Raw genomic sequence first — 20,293 nt, forward strand, 5'->3', positions numbered from 1 at the left:
GGCCAAAAACGCAGCTAAAAACGGCAAGCGCGCACCGAAAGGATCGGTGCGCGCTTGCCGGTAGCGGAGAAGTCGGGGAGTTGGATTATTCGTTTTCCAACGCCATCACCCGTACTTCCAGCGCCGCGTTCTGCTCGGCCAGGGTTTCGAGGGCCGTTTGCATGTCGGCGGCCTTGGTGGTTTGCTCGTCGATCAGGTTTTGGAAGTCCATCGCCTGCTGGGTCAGCGTTTGGATGGTAGCCTCCAACATATCGGCCCGTTCGATCTGGTCGTTGATGATGCTTTCGTAAGTGGCGGCCGTTTCCGTCAGTCCCTTGACGAGGGCCATCTGCTCTTCCATCAGGGTGATGTAGGGACGTATGAAGCCTTCCACGTCGAACTCGCCACCGTCCTGGCTCATTTTGAGGATGCCGTTTTCAAAGGTGAACTGCTGCAGCTCGTTCGTGGGGTCGCCGTCGCCGTCCGTACCACCGCTGCCGGAGGGAAGGGTGATGCTGCCACCGCCGTTGGTCAGAACGATCTTGTTGCCGTCGAGGTAAATCTCCTGAAGTTCGTTGGTGGGGTCGGTATCGGGGTCTTCCTCGCCGGGGATGTACACGGTGTTTCCGCCCTCGATACTGAGCTGCCGATTCATAGGGTCGAAGCTGAGCTCCTGGTTGTCGGTATTTTCTACGGAGCCGCTGCTGGGCAGGGTAACGGAGCCGCCGCCGTTGGTCAGTTCGAGTTTGTTGCCATTGATTTTCAGTACCTGAATTTCGTTGGTCGGATCCGGGTCGGCGTCGCTGCCACCGGTGGGGAGCACGATCGTACTGCCGCCGGTGATACTGAGTTTGTTGGTGGCGATGTCGAAACTGATATCCTGCAATTCGTTCGTCGGGTCGGCGTCGGCGTCTTCCCCGGCGGGGATGTAAATGGTGTTGCCCCCGTCGATCGAGAGCTCGCGGCTCAGGGCGTCAAAGCTAAGCTCCTGGTTGTCGGTATTGGATACGGAACCTTCGCTGCTGGGCAGGGTGACGGAGCCGCCGCCGTTGGAAAGTTCGAGTTTATTCCCGCTTAAACGCAATACTTGAATTTCGTTTTCCGAGTCGCCGTCGCCGTCGGTACCTACGGGGATGTTCACTTCGTTGCCTTCGCTGATGGAGAGGTTACGCGTCACGGGGTCGAAGGAAAGGGTCTGATCGTCGGTATCTACGCCACCGGGAAGTTCGACGCTGCCGCCGTCGCCGCTCAGGATCAGGGTCGTTCCCTCGATGCGGATTTTTTGCAATTCGTTGCTGGGGTCGGCATCGTCGTCCTTACCCGCCGGGATGTAAACGGTGTTGCCCCCGGCGATGCTGAGTTCGCGGCTTACGGCGTCGAAGTCGAGTTCCTGGTTGTCCGTGTTGACCACGGAGCCCTCTCCGCTGGGCAGGGTAACCGTTCCGCCGCCGTGGGAAAGTTCGAGTTTGTTGCCGGTCAGCTTGATTTGCTGGATTTCGTTTTCCGAGTCGCCGTCGCCGTCGCTGCCGACCGGAATGAAGACGTTGTTTCCTTCACTGATGGACAGCGCCCGGGTGGCGGGGTCGAACGTCAGTTGCTGCACCACGCCGCTGCCGTTAGCCTGTGGCAGTTCGACGCTGCCGCCGTTGCCGCTCAGGCTAAGGGTATTGCCGGAGAGGCTGATTTGCTGGGGCGCTTCGGAAGGTAGGGTAACGGTCGAGCCGCCGGTGATGGTAAGCTCGCGGCCGGTGAGGCTGATATCCTGGAGTTCGTTGGTTGGATCGGCGTCGGCATCTTCGCCGCCCGTGGTCGATAGCAGGGGTTGCAGATCTACCGTGTTGCCGTTGGAGATTTCCAGCGTGGTTCCGGAAAGGCTTAGGGTCTGTTCGTCGGTTCCGGTTTTGAGCACTACGGAATTTCCGTCCGTCAGCGTGAGCGTATTCGTCACCGGGTCGTAGATCAGTGCCTGTAGTTCGTCGGTCGGATCCTCGGTGGTGCCTACGCCGTCACCCTGGTCCTGCCCGCCGTTGCCGGCCGTGTTGGCATACAGAGCATAGGGTACCGAAAGCAGTTGAGTGGCCCCCATGTTTACGTAGTTGCTGCCGCCGTTCGGATCGAGGTCGATCTTGAGGTAGTAGCTGGCCGATTCCCAGTCTACGCCCGCGAAGGAGCCGCTGACGGTTTCGCCGGTTCCGACCGCGAGGTCGAATACGCCATGATTGCTGGTGCGTACCTCGTGCCGCTCGCTGTAATCGGCGGGGCCGGAGTCGCTGCCCCGGAGCAGGCTGACCCGTACGGCAATGGTTTGATCGGAGAGAATATTATCGCTGGTGCCGCGGGCCACGGCCTGGAAGTTGAATCCTAAAGGTGCCTGAGCCGCTACACCGAGTGACACGCCGAGTAAAAGCAGGAGCGTGAGGCACGCCCGCGCCGGGCTGTTGAATGAGTACATAACAGTTATTTAGGTAGAGGTGGGGATTATGGGACGGGCGTCGCTACTGACGCACTACCCGAAGACTGCGCAGGGGGCGGCCCGCACGACTGATGGTTAATAAGTAGGTGCCGGAGGGATATTCCCGTAGGGAGAGGTGAGCGGTCAGTGGCGTGAGCGCCACGTCCAGTACGCGACGGCCCAGGATGTTGGTGATGGTTACCCGATCCCCCGTGTCCCAGGCGCCGGTCAACGTAAGTTCGCCGGGGGTGGGGTTGGGATATACGGAAAGCGCCAGGTCGATGTCGGGTACCGACCAGGAGGAGGTACTGATCACTTCGGCCTTGGCCCGGTGAAAGCCACGGGCCAGGGAGAGGGTATTGTCCGTTCGTTCGACGGCCACTTCGCCCACGGTGAACTGTAAGCTACCGACCCGACCGGTTAGTAGGGTGCCGGCATTACCGATCACGCTCCGCTCGATGGACTGGGCGGGCAATTGCAGGGCGATAAGGCAGCAGCATAAAAATGTAAAAAGGCGCATAGGCGGTGGGGTTAAAGGGGTTAGCGAATCAGCGTGATGACCCCGCTGATCTGTTCGGTCCGGCCCTGTTTCAGGTGTAGCGTAGCCACGTAGATGTAGGTGCCGGTATCGACCTTCTTACCGAAACTGGTACCGTCCCAGCTGAGCTGCTCGTCGTAGTAGGGCAGCTTGCCTTCCCGGAGCATGTGCAGTTGGCCCCAGCGGTCGTATACCCGCAGGTTCTCAACGGATTCCACCCGCTTGCCGGCCACGAGCTGCCACACGTCGTTCTTGCCGTCGCCATTCGGACTGAAGGCCGAAGGGGCATACGATCGCTCGGTTTCGAATACGATCACTTTGAAGCTTTCCCGCACCGTACATCCCTCGGGGGAGGTGGCCTCCATTTCGTATTCCTCCGTGAAGGGCGGGTCGAGATATACCTTCGGACAGCTAGTGCACCCCAGGCCGGCCGCCTCGGAAAAGTAAAGGCTGTCGTAGGCGAAATTCGGGTTCAGCGGCAGCAGTACGCTATCGCCCCGTTCTAGCTGGGCCGTCCGCTTGCCGGGCTCGAGGAGGTGCAGGGCTTCGGCATCCTCGATGGTCGTGCTCGCGGTGGCCACGCAGCCGTTGACGTTTTCCACGTAGACGTCGTACTCTCCCGCGGTGAGGGCGTCGAAAAGGCCGTCTTGCTGCAGACTGTCCGTTCCGGAGATGCCGTACCGCAGCGGGCCGTCACCGGAAGCGATGACCCCGATGCTGCCCGTAGCCGTACCGTGGCATACGGTGGCGGCGGGATCGACGGTCACGATATCGACTTCGGTGAGGATGACGTCGTGCGAGAGGGTTTTGCTACAACCCTGGAAGTTGGTGACCGTAACCTCGTAGGTGCCGGCCTTGCTTACGGAGATCCCCGCGGCATCGCTTCCGTCCGACCAGGCATAAGCCGCCATGGATTGGTTGACGGTCAGGTCGACCGACCCGCCCCGACAGAGGTAGTCGTCACCGGCAATGGCTAGGTCGTCTCCGGTGAAGGCTACGTTGATCTCAAAGTTCAGGATGCTATCGCAGCCGTTGGCCGTTTGGTACCGCTCGGTGAGCAGGGTGTCCCGGGTGAACGTCGCGCCGCGAAATGGCTCGCCGGGGCATAGATCTACGAAATAATATTCATCGGGGGAAGGCAGCACCGTCAGGGAGGTAAGCACGATGCTGTCGCAACCCGTGGCGGTCTGCAGCACGCTCCGGTAGTCGCCGGTACGCGTCAGCGCTTCGGCCCCTACGAAAAGGGTATCGCGCCCGCAGATAGTTACCGATTGATTTATCGTGGGGATAGCGACCTGAAGGAGCGTGCCGTCGGTGGTCCTCCGGCAGTCGGGAAGGGTGTCGCACGGCTCTAATCTGCCGAAGCGAAAGCGGTAGCTGATGCCCGACTGCGGCCGGTCGATGGTGATGCTGGAGGTGTACACCCCGGCGGACTGCCAGCTTTGCTGGCCGTCGTAACTGATCTCCCACTCGTAGGTGGAGGGGTCGTCGTCGGATACGGGCGACTGCAGTACGAACGGTCCGTCGGTACACACTACCGTTACGGGGTCGAAGGCCTGAGCGGATAGCAGACAGCTCAGTAGCAGACTACTTGGGAGTAGAAGGGCTCGAAACATAAGGATCTGAGCGAGAAGGTTTACTGTATGAGAGGCGGCGCTCATAAAAAGCGCCTGATACAAGTTCCCCAACGGCGAAAACGGAAACAATCTTGTACCGGGAGGGGAAGATGTATGTTTTCAGGTCTAATTTTCCTTCGATCCGCCTCGGGTTCTTCGCTCCCGCGCCCCGGCGCCATCGGAAACTTCTCCCGGAAGCGGGGCGTTGTTCCTGCTCAAACGCTACTCCCCCTTGCTGGCAAAGAGAATTATTCCCTGTCTGGATATAAAAGATGGTCGTACCGTAAAGGGCGTCAATTTCGTCAATCTCCGCGACGCGGGCGACCCCGTCGAACTCGGAGCCAAATACAGCCTGGCCGGCGCGGACGAACTCGTGTTCCTCGACATCACCGCCACCCACGAACGCCGGAAGACCCTGGCCGACCTGGCGCGCGACATCGCCCGCCACCTGAATATTCCCTTCACGATCGGCGGGGGCATCCGGGAATTAAAGGACGTGGACGTGCTCCTCGACGCCGGCGCCGATAAGGTCAGCATCAATTCCGCCGCCGTGCGCCGGCCGCAACTCATCGACGAACTCGCCTACGCCTTTGGCAAGCAGTTCGTGGTGGTGGCCGTAGATGCCCGGTTCATCGGGTCAGCGGACGACCCGGGTAAGCCAGGGGAGTGGTACGTCCACCTCAACGGGGGACGCATCAAAACCGAGCACAAATTATTCGACTGGGTGACCGAAGCGCAGGAACGGGGAGCGGGAGAGATTCTCTTCACTAGCATGGACCACGACGGCACCAAGGCCGGCTTCGCAAACGAAGCGCTAGCGGAAATGAGCGACCGGCTCAGTATCCCGATCATCGCCAGCGGCGGAGCCGGAAACAAGGAACACTTCGCCGAGGTATTCACCACGGGGAAGGCCGACGCCGGACTGGCCGCCAGCATCTTCCACTTCGGGGAAGTGGAAATCGCCGACCTAAAGGCGTATCTGGCCGGGGAAGGCGTAGCGGTAAGGCCGGTAGGCTAGCCCAACAGAGCCGCCGCTCCGGAGAACAAAAATAGGACGATCGAAAGCGCCATGAATGCCAGCTGAATAATCGTCAGGATACCCAGAATCTTAAACAGGCGCCCTAACGAGCCGAAGGAGGCCGTCATCGCCGTCTGGTCTCCCTGGTCGACCGCCAACATCGCTTTGGCCCCGAAGCTGTACAGCAAATACGCGAGATACAGCATGATCGCGAAGAAGAGGCCATAGAACAGCAGCATCGGCAACATAAAGGAAGCGAAGGGGTTGCCCGTCTCACTGCCCATGCCGGCCAGGGTCATCGCCGTACCGCCGAAAAGGATGATGAAACCGATGCCGATCCCGATACTGACCATATATACGATACCGAGAAAACGCCCCCACTTGCCGGCTTTGCGTAGGTTTGTGCTTCCTTCTGGCGGTAAAGCGGCTCCGTTGCCGTACTGGTCGTCGAGGGTCTCCGGATTTTCGTACATCATATGGGTATATCGGGTGGAAGTAAAGATGAATAATGAAGATAGAAAGGAACAACCTAAGCGACCTCGCCTTCGCCAAAAATAACGGCCTCATCCCCGCCATAGTGCAGGATAACACGACCCGCGTGGTGCTCATGCAGGGCTACATGAACGCCGAAGCGCTTCGCCACACCCTCGAAACCGGAACGGTCACCTTTTACAGCCGGAGCAAGCAGCGGCTGTGGACGAAGGGGGAAACGTCCGGCAATGTCCTCACCCTCGTGCGTGTCGATGCGGACTGCGACCGCGATTCCCTCCTCATTCAGGCTACGCCCGCCGGCCCCGTTTGCCACACCGGCGCCGATACCTGCTGGGACCAGGAGAACCGCGGGGAATTCCTCGACCATCTGGAGCGCACCATTCAGGACCGCCGCGACAATCCCGACGAAAACAGCTACACCACGTCGCTGCTGCAGCGGGGGATCAACAAAGTAGCCCAGAAGGTAGGCGAAGAAGCCGTGGAACTGGTCATCGAAGCCAAGGACAACGACAAAAACCTCTTCCTCAACGAGGCGGCCGACCTGATGTATCACTACCTCGTGCTGCTCGCTGCGAAGGGCTACACCTTGGAGGAAGTGCGGGAAGTGCTCCGCGAACGACATAAATAGGGCGCCGGAGCGCAGGAGGAAAAACGGCGCAACCAAACGGAGGTGTCGCGGCGTTACCCTCTAACCCGCGGCCGCGGGCCCGTTTATTGACCCGGAAGCGAAGCAAACGGATTCTCTACCTGTGGCAGCGCCGCATCTAACCAGGGCCGCAGGCCCGTCTAACTTTTTACCCATGTCTTTACAAGACCGCATTACCCCTGACCTGAAAGACGCCATGCGCGCCAAAGACCAGGCCGCCCTCCGCGGAATCCGGGCCATCAAGAATGCCATCCTGCTGCAGAAAACCGACGGCAGCGGCACGGAACTGGACGAAGCCGGCGAGATCGCCCTGCTGCAGAAGCTTGTCAAAAGCCGGCAGGAAAGCATTACCATTTACGAAGAGCAGGGACGGGAAGACCTGGCCGCTCCCGAGCGCGAGGAAGTCGAGGTGATCAGCCGCTACCTTCCCGAGCAGTTGTCAGACGAAAAGCTCGAATCCATCGTTCAGGAAGTGATCGCCGAAACCGGTGCCACATCCATGCGCGATATGGGTCGGGTCATGGGCCAGGCCAACGCCCGCGTGGCCGGTCGCGCCGACGGTAAGCAGGTAGCCGACACGGTTAAACGCCTCCTAACCCAGGCCTAACGACTACCCGCTACCGAGGTCCGCAGGCCCGTCTACCGAGATCCGTGAGCGCAGCGACCGGATCGTCTACCAGGGCCGCAGGCCCGTCTACCGGTCGGCGAGCGAAGCAAGCAGCCCTCTAAAGTCCGGGAGCGAAGCGACCGGATTCTCTAAAATGGCCACCAGGCCACGCATGAAAAAACTGGATTGGTACATCGTCGGTAAGTTCCTCCGCACCTTCTTCTTCGTGGTGCTGATCTTTTCGATGGTGAGCATGATCGTCGATTTCAGCGAGAAGGTCGAACGCTTCATCGAGTCGGACATTACGAAGCAGGTCATCATCCTGGAGTATTTCCCCACCTTCCTACTCTTTATCCTGGGGTTTTTGTGGCCGATGCTTACCCTGATCGCCGTCATTTTCTTTACGGGGCGGATGGCGGACAATTCCGAGATCATCAGCATCCTCAACGCCGGCGTAAGCTTTTGGCGGCTGATGCGGCCCTACCTCATCTCCTCCGGCTTCCTTTTTCTGCTTTACTTGGGCGGGGTTCACTTCGCCGTTCCCCTGGCTAACGCCCACCGGGCGGAGCTCGAACGGGTGTACTTCAACCGCGGCCGCGACGAAGGGAAGACTACCAACGTGCACTTCTTCGTAGCCCCGGATACGAAGGTGTACATGACGCACTACAACAAGCGCGACAGCGCCGCCCGCAACTTCCGGATCGAACACATCGTGGATAACGAGTTGGTCAGCCTCACCAAAGCCCGCACGGCGCGCTTCGTAACCGGGGATCCCGACGTCTGGCGATTGGACAATTACGAAACCCGCACCTTCGACGGGCTGGAAGAAACCCTCGAAGTGGGCCAACGCACGACGCTCGACACCGTGCTGAACCTGCGGCCCGAAGATTTCGTCGAATACCGGGAGCAGCAATCCTCGCTCACCACCCCCGAGCTCATTAGTCAGCTGCGCAGTCAGCAGGAACGCGGGGCCGGCAACATCCGCAAGTACCAGGTCGAGCTCGCCCGTCGGTCGGCCGAACCCTTCACCATTTTCATTCTTACGCTTATTGGCCTCTCCGTGGCGGGGCGCAAGTCGCGTGGCGGTATGGGCGTCCAGCTGGCCATCGGCATTTTCATGGGAGCCCTGTTTGTTTTCCTGAGCCGTTTCGCTTCCACCATCACTTCGAGCGCCAGCCTGCCGGTGTGGCTCGGCATGTGGATGCCGAATATCCTGTTCTTCGCCGCCGCCATGTATTTCGTATCGAAAGCCCAACGTTGATCGAGTCGGGGAGCGGATACATCTAAATGTGCCGGGGCGGTGTTGGATTACTGACCACTTTGGTTATGAAATGGTCAGATAGTCAATCAATTAGAAAATGGATCAGAAAAAATTAATGACCTGGGGGATTCTCGGCTTCTTTGCCTTGATCCTCCTGATCGTCCTCAGTAGCGCGACCTTCATTACCATCGATTCCGGTGAGCGGGGCGTGCTATTCCGCCCGTTCGACGGCCTGGAGAAGGAGCGGGTCTTCGCTCCGGGATTTCACGTCGTCGCTCCCTGGAATACCATGTACGTTTACGAGGTCCGGGAGCAGCAGCTCGAAGAGCAGATGGAAGTGCTTTCCAGCAACGGACTGAACATCAGCCTGGATGTTACCGTCCGGATTCGCCCCAACTTCGGTCAGGTGCCGCTGCTGCACGAAAACTTTTCCAAAGACTACATCGAACGGCTGGTGCGCCCGGAAATCCGGTCGAGCGTTCGCCAGATTATCGGCAAATTCACCCCCGAGGAGCTCTATTCCACCAAGCGCGACGAGGTGCAGACCCTGATCACCGAAGAGTTAGCCAATACGCTGGCCGCTAACTACGTCGACCTTCGCGCCATCCTCATCCGCGACATCGAGCTACCGGATAAAGTCCGTACCGCCATCGAGGAAAAGCTCGAAGCCGAACAGGCATCTCTCAAGTACGAGTACATTCTCACCCGGGAAAAGCAGGAAGCCGAACGCCGCCTGATCGAAGCGCAGGCCAAAGCCGATGCCAACCGCATCCTTGCGGCCAGCCTTTCGGACAACATCCTCCGCGATAAGGGGATCGAAGCCACGCTGGAACTCGCCAAATCACCGAACAGCAAGGTGGTAGTCGTCGGCGATTCCGGCAATGGTGGCCTGCCGCTCATCCTGGGCGGCGGTAATTAATCGCTTTCGGAAGGAACCCTTCCCGGCGTTTTGTCAGCTCCCTCGTCAGCAGTACCTCCGCGGGCAAGGGAGCTGATTAATTCATCCAGTGCAGCGCAGCCAACCGTTGCACCGCTCCCCGATTCAATCCTCCGCCCTTCTGTTCGGGTTAAGTTCGTTTTCATCGCCCGTCCGGAGCATGTTGAGGTAGAAGTCATAGACATACTTCCGCGTGTCCTCGTAGAGGGCTTCGTACCGTTCGAGCGCCCGTGCCCGAGCCGCCTCGTCGGATCGCCCGCTGATGCGGTAGGCGGTAAGGTGCACCTCCGCTTCCTGTTCCTTGGTAAGGTGTTCGCTGGCGAGTAACTCGTTCAATACGGCGCGCGCCTCCGCGTAATTTTCGCTGTCGTATGCCATCAGGCAGCGGGCGTGCAGGAGTTTGGCGCCAAACAGTACGTCGGGGTTACCGAGGTCCTCGGCGACTTCGAGGGCCTCCTGTTCTACTTCCCGCAGGACTTCGAGCTGGTTGTCGGCCAGCAAGACCTGCCCTTTCTCGTACAGGCTGGCACCGAGTACCAGTCGATTGGTCGTCGAACGGGCGATATCGATGGCCTGATTGTAGTACTTAAGGGAAAGGTCGTACTTACCCTGGAGGTAGTAGATGTCGCCGAGGGTGTTGACGGCCTTGGCTACCCCCTTGCGGTAGCCGAGGTCGCTACTGATGGAGAGGCAGCGGTCGAGGTGGCTGATCGCCTTGCTGAAGTTACCCAGCACACTGTGAATGTCACCGATCAGCCCCTCGGTAACGGCGATGCCCTGGCGGTCGCCCAGCTCGTAACACATCTTTAAATCCTCCTCGAACAGTTTCAGGGCCGCCTCGTAGTTTCCCTTGCGTTCGTTGATGCTGCCGAGGCTGCCGAGCCCGATGGCCTGTAGCCGGCGGTTACCGAGCTCCCGCGCCAATTTGATGCCCTTGTGGTGGTGCTCGAAGGAAAGGTCGTAATCGCCGCTTTCAAAGTAGACGATGCCGAGATTGGTGTGTAGGGTGGCCAGGCCCATGCTATCGTGGCTGATCTCGTGGCGGGGAATCTGCTCTGCAATGACGGTAATGGCTTCGGCGTACTCCCCGAGGTTCATGTACGTTAGCCCGAGGTGGCTGATGGTGCTGGCCGAGGTGGTCGTACCGGCCTGGCTCAACCCGCTTTCCAATGATCTTTTGTAGTAGGTGAGCGCCCGGTCGTAGTGGTTGGTGCGGAAGAACAGGTTGCCCATATTGCTATAGGCCTTGGCAATGCCGAACATATCGTCGACGGATTCGAAAAGTCCGGCGGCGGTCTTTAGGTATTCCATGGCCAGGTCGTAATATCCCTTGAGGGTATGCAACTGGCCCAGGGCGTTGTTGGTACGGCCCAGCAGGATGACGTCGCGGCTGGACTTGGCGATCCGCTGTGCAGCTTCGTAAGCCAACTGCGCGGCTTCCCAGCGGCCGATGATTTCGCACACCCCGCCCTGGTTAAGGTAGATGTTGACCGTCACGTCTTCGTGGGGTTGCTGACTCAGCTTCTTGATGAGGCGCTCGTACAGGTCCAGTGCCTGCTGATTCTGGTAGTTAGCGCGGGCGTAGCTGGCGGCTTTATTCAGGTATTCGATGGTTTTTTCCCCCTCGCCGCTCTGTTCGTAGTGGAAGGCGAGATCCACGTACCGTTCCTCGATGCTGTCGGCGTAGATCTTCTCGATGGCCGCCGCGATCTGCCGGTGTAACTGCTGGAGCCGCGTGGTAAGTTGCATCCCGTAGACGGCCTCCCGGAGCAGGCTGTGTTTGAAGATGTACCGCAGCTCGTTCATCGCGCTCCAGATCTGTCCTCGCTCGGCCACTCGTATCTGCTCCTGCAATTCCTTCATGGCGTCTTCGGTGCCGGAAAAGCCGGCGTCCGATCGCATGACCTCGCTGAGCACGGGAATATCGAATTCCCGCCCGATGACCGCGGCGGCCTTGACCGTTTCCCGCACCATATCCGACAGTCGGTCGATTCGCGCCGTCAGGATGGAGGTGATGCTGTTGGACAGCTGAATGCTTTCGTCGCTGAGGTGAAGCAGGCCGTCTTCCTTCTTCACCAGCAACTCGCCTTCCCGGAAGTATTCCAGGATCTGTTCGAGGTAAAACGGATTACTGTTCGTGGCGCGGAGCAGGGTTTCCAGCGTGTCTTCGGACACGGTGCCGCCGAGAGTCGATTCCGCGAACTCCCGTACCGCCTCGGAAGTGAGGCCGGCAATTTCCACCGAGAATTCGCTTATGCCGTGGCGTTCGCGGAATTGATCGTCCACGAGGCGGGGGTAGTGGCCGTCGTCGTCGGGCCGCGCGGTGGCCACTACCAGGAGCGGTAGGTCGCCGACCCGCCGAAGGAGCTCCTGCACGATGGCCCGGCTATCGTCGTCGATCCAGTGCACGTCCTCCAACTCCAGCACCGTAGGCTGCAGTACGCATTCGGCAACGATCAACGTAACGATGGCGTCGATGGTGTTCTGGTATCGCCCCTGGGCATCCAGCCGGGTATACAGCGAGCCGGGAATGACGATGCCAAGTTGCGCAGCCAGGATGGTTTCGGTCCGTTCGAGCTCATCCGCCAGGTCCCTGGCTTGGGGCAGTTTCCGGCGCAGCAGGGCCTGTCGCAGCCGGTTGATGCGAAATTCGAAGCGGCGCAGATTCTGCTCCGTCGATAGGTCGATGCTTTGCCGGAATATGCGTTGCAGCAGGTAGATAAAGGGATTGAAGGGTTTGTGCAGGATTTGGTCGCAACTTCCGAGGAGCCAGTTCGTCGCGAATTCGTTGTTTACCCGGCGGCGTACTTCGTGGGTCAGGCGACTCTTTCCGATGCCCGCTTCGCCGAAAACGTAAGCGATACCCGCTGGCTTCCCCTCCCCCAGGGGCCGGAGGAACTGCAGTAACTTTTCGATTTCCGCTTCTCGGCCGATGGGCTTGCCGCCGTAGTCGGGCTTGCCGAGGCTCTGCTGCCGACCCTCCAACGCAAAGGTGGGCACGGCGTCCAGGATGCCTTTATACCGAATATCCCCCTTCGGAAGAAAACGGAATTGCGCATTCCCGGCGATCTCTTCGTCCACCAGCACGTCCTGCCAGTCGGCGGCCGACATAATGCGCGCGGCCAGGTTTACCCGGTTCCCCACGCAGGCGTACTGCGCCCTTTCCCCTCCGCCTACGATACCGGTAAAGGCGGTTCCGACCGTCATGCCCATCCGGAACCGGAATTGCTCCCGTTCGCCCTTACTGAGTACCTCCAGTTCGTGTTGTACGACCAAGGCGAATTCCAGGGCCCGTGCTACGTTATTCTCGTAGGAAACCGGGGCCCCGAAGAAGATGACCATGAGGGCTCCCTTGTCGCCGTAATCCACCTCCTTGAAGTAACCGCCGAAATCCTTGACCTGATTCAGCACTACGGTAGCGAAACGGTTGAGCTGGTCGTGGGTCCGCACGGCGTCGAACGATAGAAAGCAGGAAACCACGGTGCGGAACTCCCCCGCCTGGTCGTAGCGAACTACCTCCGGCGGCAGGAAGGCGGTGGCGATCTCGGCATCGATGGGCGGCAGATTGAGCGGAGCTACCTCAACCTCTACGTCGGTGGAAACGTCGCTCAGGATACGGTAGGCCTGGGCGTCGATTTCTTCGGTGTAGACCAGCCGGCCCTCGATGAGGCTCTGTACGTAATTATCGATGACGATTTCCTGCTCTCCGGCGAGCGACTGGCATTTCGCGGCCGAGTCGATGGCGGGGCCCCGAAAGTAGAAGGCCCGCAAATCCTCCCCTACGATTCCGTAGTTGACGGTTCCGGTAGCGATCCCCGCCTTGATGCCGATGCGGAAATTGGCAAACTCGTTTCCCCGCTCCCGGAATAGCTGGCGCGCGCGCTCCGCGGTGCGCAACAGGTGCATGGCGTGGCTGCGATTGGCGGCCAGGGGGAAAACGGCGGTGAAGGCATCGCCGGCGAAGTAGGGGATGAAGCCCCCGGAAGCGTAAGCAAGGGCTACCAGTGGTTCGAAAACTTCGTTCAGAATGACCGACAACTGCTCCGCTCCGCTTAAGCCCTGCTTCATCAGGGTCTCGGTCAGGGGGGTGAAACCCGATAGGTCGATGTTGAGGGTAAATGCCTCCAACTCGCCGTGCAACTCACCGGCGAGGTACTTCTGCTGTATGAATGGAGGGATTAGGGGTTGCACGGACGGTATTGAGATACGGTGTGCCAAAGGTAACCCCGGCGTACAAAACAAAACGGTTGCCCGCAGCGCTGGCAACCGTTTAAGTTCTTAGGTGGTTTTGAACTGAATTGATGGAATAGAATCCTAAAATAGCATAAGCGCGTCTACGGAAGCTAAAAGTGACGTGATCCGTCGAGCAGTGCTGAAGTAAGGCTTAGGCCACCGCCGAGGGCACAGGCGGCCATGAGTACGTACAGTATCGTCATGAAGGCAACATTTGAGAGATGATGAAGGAAATGAACAGAATGAAGAGGCCTGAAAAATCGAGTCGCGGGGAATAAATGATCGTCCCTCGACCGACGAGCGCAATAAACATAATTGCGCTCCTAAATCCAAACTGTCAGCCAGAGAATTTATTTTATGGTAACTCAATAACCGCAAGCGCCTGATCTTCAACCACCGGAGGCGCCTCCCGACCTGCTTCCCACTCATAAATTCTCAGTACCGGATCGGCATCGTGAAACGGAATCACGTAGAGCCCGTTCAGTTGCCGCCCGGTAACGATTTCCGGCTCAGAAAGCCCGCTCAGGCTGCCGCTGTAAAGGTAATATGCCTGCCCCGGCCCCGGTGGTTTTATGTCGGATAAGTCTACCAACGCGATCCCCGCGCCCTCCATGACGTGGATGTGGAGCGTCCCGGTGTCCACCGGCCGGTTGTAGGATGTTAAGTTTTCCCAGTCGCTATTGGCGTTGATGAGGGCCGCCCGCCCCCTTTCCATGTCGCGTAGATGGCTGGCCTCGTCCTGGGCGTGTAGCGCCCGTTCGGTCACCAAGTCGCTCCGCAATTCCTCTTTCAGGCGAAACAGGTAACCCGCCACCCCAATGAGGATGAGGCAGGCGGCCATGAGTACGTAGCGCCAGATATTCAGGGTGTGATTGTGCTCCATCATGGCGGTGATCACCTCGTGGTCGAGGTCGCGGAATTCCTCCGCCGTCCGGGGCGTCCGCTCGCCGGGCGGTGGGCCGATGTCTTTAAGGTCCGCGTACGCGTTCAGATCCTTGCGTATCCGGGCCACTTCCCGGGCGAGTTCCGGATCTTCCTCGATCATCCTTTCCACTTCCTCGGTACGCTCGTGGTCCAACAGGCCGAGCACGTACTGGTCCAGCAGGCCACTGCGTTTTAATTCTTCCCTGTTTGTCATAGGCCCCGGGGGTTCGTAGGATAATCTAGAAACACTACGCGGACTGCGTTGTGCGTCTCTTTTATCTAATTGAATAACCACCGGCTTGTTTAAAATTGCGTCGGAGCGCGGGAGCGGCGTCTACTGTCCGACCGTGCTGCCGTCGTAAGCCCAGCGCAGGTACAGGGCCCCCCACGTAAATCCACCGCCGAAGGCCGTAAGAATCAGGTTGTCCCCCTTTTTCAACTGGCTTTCGTAATCCCACAGGCAAAGCGGCAGGGTGCCGGCCGTGGTGTTGCCGTATTTGTGGATGGTGACCATCACTTTCTCCCGCGGGAAGTTGACCATTTTACTGACCGTATCGATGATGCGGATATTCGCCTGGTGGGGTACCAACCAGTCGACGGTTTCCGCCGTAAGGTTGTTGCGTTGCATCACTTCCGTTACCACTTCCGACATCCCCTTCACCGCCGCCTTGAAGACCGGACGGCCGTTTTGCCGCACGAAGTGTTCCCGCGCCATTAGGGTGTCTACCGTAGAGGGCTTGCGGGAACCTCCCGCCACGAGGTACAGAAATTCCTCGCCGCTGCCGTCACCGTAGTGGCGGTAGTCGATGAACCCGTCACCGTCCGTAGTAGGTTCGAGCATGACGGCACCGCCCCCGTCGCCGAAGATGACGCAGGTGGTACGGTCGGTGTAGTCGATGATGGACGACATCTTATCCGCGCCCACAACGATAACCTTTTTGTGCTGCCCCGCCTCGATGAACTTAGCGCCTACGGTAAGGGCGTACAGAAAGCCACTGCAGGCCGCGCTGACGTCGAAGCCGAAGGCGTTCTTGATGCCGGCCCGGTAGGCGGAGACATTCGCCGTATCGGGGAAAATGCTGTCGCCGGTTACGGTGGCACAGATTACGAGTTCGACGTCGTCCGGGTTGGTGTTGGTCTTCTTCAGCAGGCCCTTGAGGGCCTCCACGACCATGACGGAGGTTCCCTTCCCCTCGCCTTTGAGGATATGTCGCTCTTTAATGCCGGTGCGGCTGGTTATCCACTCGTCGTTGGTGTCGACGATCGTAGCCAGTTCATCGTTGGTGAGTACGTAATCGGGTACGTAGCCCTGTACTCCCGTAATGGCGGCTCGGATTTGACTCATGGTTTGGAGGGGTGCTGGTTAAAGGGCACAAGGTAAGCAGGTCACCGTCAGTCCGCAACTGCTAAGGTTCCGGTACCGCCGCTTGACCGGACAATCAGCTATTCAGGGTGGGATCCAGCATGTCTTCTTCGGGCTCGTCCGGCGACTCGCTCAGTGCTACCAGCCCGATGAACGTAAGCAGGCCGTTGAAGGCCAGGATAAGGAAGCCGAACTCGAAGCCGCCGAGCAGGACCGCGGAATACCGGTCGACCAGGATCGAAATGATCGGGGCCAGCAGGCAGATTAGCATCAGCGCGGGAACGTGGGTGTTCCCGACGACGATCGTCTCCCGGACCCGGAAGTTGGTCAGCAGCCCGAAGGCGAATAAGCCGAGCAGGGGGCCGTAGGTGTAGCCCGCGGCCTTGAAGAGGTCGTTGATGACGGCCTGGTTGTTGATCAGTTCGAAGCCCATGATGACCAGGAAAAGCAGGAGGCTGAAACCGGAATGAACCAGTAGCCGCTGTCGCTTGATCGACATTCTTTGTTCCTGCGCTCCGGCGCCCTCCGCTTGGTTTTCCCGCATCCCCAGGAAGTCGACGCAGAAAGAAGTGGTCAGCGCGGTGAGGGCACTGTCGGCACTGGAATAAGCCGCGGCGATTACGCCGAGAATAAACAGCACGCCGGCTACTGGCGGCAGGTTGACCAGCGCGATGGTGGGATACAGCAGGTCGGAGGTGGGCGGAATGGTGAGCCCGACGGTCGAGGCGTAGATGTAGAGCAGCGCGCCGAGCCCCAGAAACAGCACGTTGGCGAAGAAAAGCACGATGCTGAAGGCGAACATATTCTTCTGGGCATCCCGGAAGTTGGGCATGCTGAGGTTTTTCTGCATCATGTCCTGGTCGAGGCCGGTCATCACGATGGTGATGAGGGCACCGCTCAGGAATTGCTTGAAAAAGTTGTTCGGGTCGGTCCACCCCCCCTCGAAGAAGAACCACTGGCTGTAATTGCTCTGCCCGATCATCCGCACCATGCCCCCCAGGTCGGTTTCCAGGGCATTGCCGATGTACGCGACGGTGATGGCGGCGGCGGCAAGCATGCACACCGTCTGGAGGGTGTCCGTGACGATGATCGTCTTGATCCCGCCGCGAAAGGTATAGAGCCAGATGAGGAGGATGGTCGCCGCTACGGTAACCGAGAAGGGGATGCCGATGGGGGCCGCAACGAACCGCTGCAGGACGATAGCCACCAAAAACATGCGGAAAGCCGCCCCGATGGTGCGCGACAGCAAGAAATAGAAGGACCCGATCTTGTAGCCGTGCCAGCCGATGCGCGTGTGGAGATATTCGTATATACTGGTTAGCCCCATGCGGTAATAGAGGGGTAGCAGTACGACGGCGATCACGAGGTACCCCAGCAGGTACCCCATCACTACCTGCATGTAACTGAAGGCCTGATTGACGCCGCCGGCGCCCACCGCCCCCGGGATACTAATGAAGGTAACCCCCGATAAACTGGAGCCCACCATGCCGATGGCAACGAGCGGCCAGGCGGATTTGCGGCCCGCCAGGAAGAAGTCGCTGTTGTCGCTGTCTTTGCTGCTGGTCAGGAAAGAAACCAGCACCAGGATGGCGAAGTAGATCGCAACGATGCCGAGGATGGCAAGAGGACTGAGGGATGCATTCATGGGCGGGAGCGCAATTTATGCAATTCCCCCGCCAATCGATCAGCTCAGCTTGGCGAGTTCGTCCTTCAGCGTTTGTGGACTCTGCACTCCGGCGGCGCGAAATTTTAATTCCCCCCGGTGGAAGATCATGGTAGTGGGCATGGCCTGGACGCCCAGTTTTTCCGTGATTTCGGGGTTGCGGTCTACGTCGATCTTGACCAGTCGCATGCCGTCACCGAGCTCCTCTTTCAGCTGCTTCAGGATTGGGGAGTAGGCGTGGCAGGGCCCGCACCAAGTGGCGAAAAAATCGATCAGTACGGGCTTCTCGCCGTTGATGAGGTCTTGGAAGGAGGTCTGGGCCATGGTTTTATTATTGGTAACCTGGGGGCCGGGGGAATGGTTTTCTTTGGGGTTTGGGGGTGTTGTAGTTGCCCCTTGCTCCGGCTGGGTTCGTCGCGAGCGGGAGGTCACCCACCGACCAGGGCGAGAAATTCTTCCTCCGTCAGGATCCGGACGGTACCGAGCGCCTGGGCCTTTTTGAGTTTCGAGCCTGGTTTTTCACCGACCACCAGTATATCTAGTTTCCCGCTTACGGCGGAAACGATGCGCGCGCCGGCGGCCAGCGCCCGTTCCTGCGCTTCCTTGCGGCTTAGCTGCTGCAGGCTACCGGTAAACAGCATGCTTTTTTCCACAAATGGACCTTCCGTAACGGTGGCGGCGGGGCGGTCCTCCTCGGTGGGACGGACGTTGACGCCAAGCGCTTCTAGCTCCCGGAGCTGTTCGAGGTGGATGGGGTTGGCGAAGTAGGCCGCTACGTTGGTGGCGACCGTGGGGCCGATGTCCTTAATGTGCAAAAACTGATCTTCCGACCAGTCGGCCAGGTCGAGTACGTGGTCGACGTTCTGAGCGATCAACTGACTGGCTTTTTTACCCAGGTGGTGGATACTAAGTCCGTGTAGCAGCCTCCACAGCGGATTTTGCTTGGCGGTGTCGACGCTGCGGCGGAGGTTGTCGGCCGACCGGTCTCCGAAGCCCTCCAGCGCAGCGATCTCGGGGTAGGGCAAGCGGTAGACGTCGACGATGGTTTTCAGCCAGCCCAGCTCGTAGAACTGCTCCACGTAGCGGCGTCCCATACCGTCGATATCCATGGCGGCTTTGGAAACGTGAAAGACAATCCGCTGTAAATTTTGCGCCCCGCACACGCAGACGGGGCAGCGCCAGGCGGCTTCTCCCTCGGCCCGGACGAGGGGGGCCGCTTCGTCGGTCTGGTTGATGGGGCAGGTGACCGGCCATTCGATCGGTTGCTCGCTTCCGTCGCGCAGTTCCTCGAGGGGTTTGACGATGTAGGGAATCACGTCGCCGGCCCGTTCGAGCAGGACCTTGTCGCCGAGGCGAAGATCCTTTTCCCGGATGAAATCCTCGTTGTGCAGGGAAATGCTGCTGATCATCACGCCGGCGAGGGCTACCGGCTCGGTCTTCGCTACCGGTGTGATGGTGCCGATCTTGCCAACCTGGTATTCCACGTTCAACAGGGTCGTCGTGGCCTGCCTGGCGGCGAATTTGTACGCAATCGCCCAACGCGGGTGGTGGCTGGTGTAGCCCGCCCGTTCCTGGAGCGCCAGGTTGTCGACCTTGATTACCATGCCGTCGATCTCGTACGGGTACGTTTCGCGCTGGCCTTCCCATAGCTCACAGAAATCCGCGGCCGCCGCGATGTTTTCCGCCTGGCTGCGCTCGTACCCCATGGCGGGTACTTTAAAACCTAGCTTAGCCAGGACATCCAGCGCCTGGGTGTGGGTGCCAAGGGCCTGGACGGAGTCGTTACCTTCCGCATCCGTGCCATATCCGAAGCTATAGATAAAGGCTTCGAGGTTGCGCTCCGCCACCTCCGTGGGTGATTTCATGCGCAGCCCGCCCGTAGCCGTGTTGCGGGGATTGGCGAAAAGCGTCAACCCGGCCTCGGCCCGCGCGGCGTTCATTTGTTGAAAGCGGTCTTTGCGGATGATGACTTCCCCCCGAAGTTCTACCCGGTGTAGGCCGTGCTGGATGAAGCGGGCGGTGAGGGGAATGGACTTAATCACGCGGGCGTTGTGGGTGATTTCCTCCCCTAGAACGCCGTTCCCCCGCGTGGCGGCCCGCACCAGCCGGTCGTTCTCGTAGACCAATGCGATGGTGCCACCGTCGAATTTGGGTTCTACCGCGTAGGCGATCTCCACCGCCTCGTCCATGTTCAGCATCCGTTTTACCTGGCGGTCGAATTCGGCCAGGTCTTCGGCGTTGTAGCTATTTCCGAGGCTCAGCATGGGGGTGAGATGGGGCACGCTGGTGAAGTCCCCGGAAAGGTCGCTGCCCACCCGCTGGGTCGGGCTGTCGGGCGTGATCAGGCCGGGGTGATCGGCTTCCAGGGCCTCGAGCAGTTTAAACAGGCTGTCGTATTCGAAATCGCTGAGCACCGGGTCGTTTGCGACGTAATAGCGCCATTCGTGGTAGCGCAGCAGGGAGCGTAACTCGGGAAGCCGATCGGCCGCGGGCAAATTAACGTCTCCTTCCAGGTACTCCTTTGAGCGGGCGTAGAGCTGCCGCTGTTCTTCATTTCCGTACAT

15 protein-coding genes are annotated in these 20,293 nt (G+C 59.4%); 5 read left to right on the forward strand and 10 right to left on the reverse strand.

Annotated features, from left to right (window positions below):
- Positions 1-85 precede the first annotated feature (85 nt).
- The 3 genes from CLV84_RS18500 to CLV84_RS18510 are packed head-to-tail and all read right to left on the reverse strand — an operon-like array spanning position 86 to position 4,585.
- Positions 86-2,431: a hypothetical protein gene (locus CLV84_RS18500; RefSeq protein ID WP_104421320.1), complete on the reverse strand. Its 2,346-nt coding sequence runs from the start codon at positions 2,429-2,431 to the stop codon at positions 86-88.
- Positions 2,432-2,474: 43 nt separating this feature from the next.
- Positions 2,475-2,951 (reverse strand): T9SS type A sorting domain-containing protein, encoded by a 477-nt coding sequence (locus CLV84_RS18505; RefSeq protein ID WP_104421321.1) that lies wholly within the window; start codon positions 2,949-2,951, stop codon positions 2,475-2,477.
- 20 nt (positions 2,952-2,971) lie between these two features.
- Positions 2,972-4,585: a gliding motility-associated C-terminal domain-containing protein gene (locus CLV84_RS18510; RefSeq protein ID WP_170067774.1), complete on the reverse strand. Its 1,614-nt coding sequence runs from the start codon at positions 4,583-4,585 to the stop codon at positions 2,972-2,974.
- 232 nt (positions 4,586-4,817) lie between these two features.
- Between CLV84_RS18510 and hisF the strand changes: the two genes are divergently transcribed.
- The gene (hisF, locus tag CLV84_RS18515) at positions 4,818-5,603 is read left to right on the forward strand and encodes an imidazole glycerol phosphate synthase subunit HisF (protein ID WP_104421541.1); all 786 of its coding nucleotides are present in this window, start codon (positions 4,818-4,820) and stop codon (positions 5,601-5,603) included.
- Here hisF and CLV84_RS18520 read toward each other — a convergent pair.
- Positions 5,600-6,079 (reverse strand): hypothetical protein, encoded by a 480-nt coding sequence (locus CLV84_RS18520; RefSeq protein ID WP_146088874.1) that lies wholly within the window; start codon positions 6,077-6,079, stop codon positions 5,600-5,602. The two genes, hisF and CLV84_RS18520, sit on opposite strands and share 4 nt — an antisense overlap.
- Positions 6,080-6,111: 32 nt before the next feature.
- Here CLV84_RS18520 and hisIE point away from each other — a divergent pair, with 32 nt between their 5' ends.
- The 4 genes from hisIE (at position 6,112) to CLV84_RS18540 (ending at position 9,528) form a co-directional block, all read left to right on the forward strand.
- A complete protein-coding gene (gene hisIE, locus CLV84_RS18525) occupies positions 6,112-6,723 on the forward strand; it encodes a bifunctional phosphoribosyl-AMP cyclohydrolase/phosphoribosyl-ATP diphosphatase HisIE (RefSeq protein ID WP_104421324.1) in 612 nt (203 codons plus the stop codon).
- 172 nt (positions 6,724-6,895) lie between these two features.
- The gene (locus CLV84_RS18530) at positions 6,896-7,348 is read left to right on the forward strand and encodes a GatB/YqeY domain-containing protein (RefSeq protein WP_104421325.1); all 453 of its coding nucleotides are present in this window, start codon (positions 6,896-6,898) and stop codon (positions 7,346-7,348) included.
- Positions 7,349-7,520: 172 nt separating this feature from the next.
- On the forward strand, positions 7,521-8,609 hold the full coding sequence (locus tag CLV84_RS18535) for an LptF/LptG family permease (RefSeq protein WP_104421326.1): 1,089 nt from the start codon (positions 7,521-7,523) through the stop codon (positions 8,607-8,609).
- Between the two features lie 97 nt (positions 8,610-8,706).
- Complete coding sequence (locus CLV84_RS18540; protein ID WP_104421327.1) at positions 8,707-9,528, forward strand: prohibitin family protein; 822 nt, start codon at positions 8,707-8,709, stop codon at positions 9,526-9,528.
- A 123-nt stretch (positions 9,529-9,651) separates the two neighbouring features.
- Here CLV84_RS18540 and CLV84_RS18545 read toward each other — a convergent pair whose 3' ends face one another.
- The 6 genes from CLV84_RS18545 to ligA form a co-directional block, all read right to left on the reverse strand.
- A complete protein-coding gene (locus tag CLV84_RS18545; protein ID WP_104421328.1) occupies positions 9,652-13,737 on the reverse strand; it encodes a tetratricopeptide repeat protein in 4,086 nt (1,361 codons plus the stop codon).
- A gap of 397 nt (positions 13,738-14,134) precedes the next feature.
- Positions 14,135-14,917 carry a hypothetical protein gene (locus CLV84_RS18550; protein WP_104421329.1) on the reverse strand — a complete coding sequence of 261 codons (783 nt, stop codon included), beginning with the start codon at positions 14,915-14,917 and terminating at the stop codon, positions 14,135-14,137.
- A gap of 120 nt (positions 14,918-15,037) precedes the next feature.
- Positions 15,038-16,048, reverse strand: a complete 1,011-nt coding sequence (locus tag CLV84_RS18555; RefSeq protein WP_104421330.1) for a beta-ketoacyl-ACP synthase III — start codon at positions 16,046-16,048, stop codon at positions 15,038-15,040.
- 94 nt (positions 16,049-16,142) lie between these two features.
- Positions 16,143-17,711 (reverse strand): sodium:solute symporter, encoded by a 1,569-nt coding sequence (locus CLV84_RS18560; RefSeq protein WP_104421331.1) that lies wholly within the window; start codon positions 17,709-17,711, stop codon positions 16,143-16,145.
- Between the two features lie 39 nt (positions 17,712-17,750).
- Complete coding sequence (trxA, locus tag CLV84_RS18565; protein ID WP_104421332.1) at positions 17,751-18,053, reverse strand: thioredoxin; 303 nt, start codon at positions 18,051-18,053, stop codon at positions 17,751-17,753.
- A 104-nt stretch (positions 18,054-18,157) separates the two neighbouring features.
- Positions 18,158-20,293, reverse strand: coding sequence for an NAD-dependent DNA ligase LigA (ligA, locus tag CLV84_RS18570; RefSeq protein WP_211295303.1), 2,136 nt, complete (start codon positions 20,291-20,293; stop codon positions 18,158-18,160).

It is taken from the genome of Neolewinella xylanilytica, assembly GCF_002934605.1.
Lineage (GTDB): Bacteria > Bacteroidota > Bacteroidia > Chitinophagales > Saprospiraceae > Neolewinella > Neolewinella xylanilytica.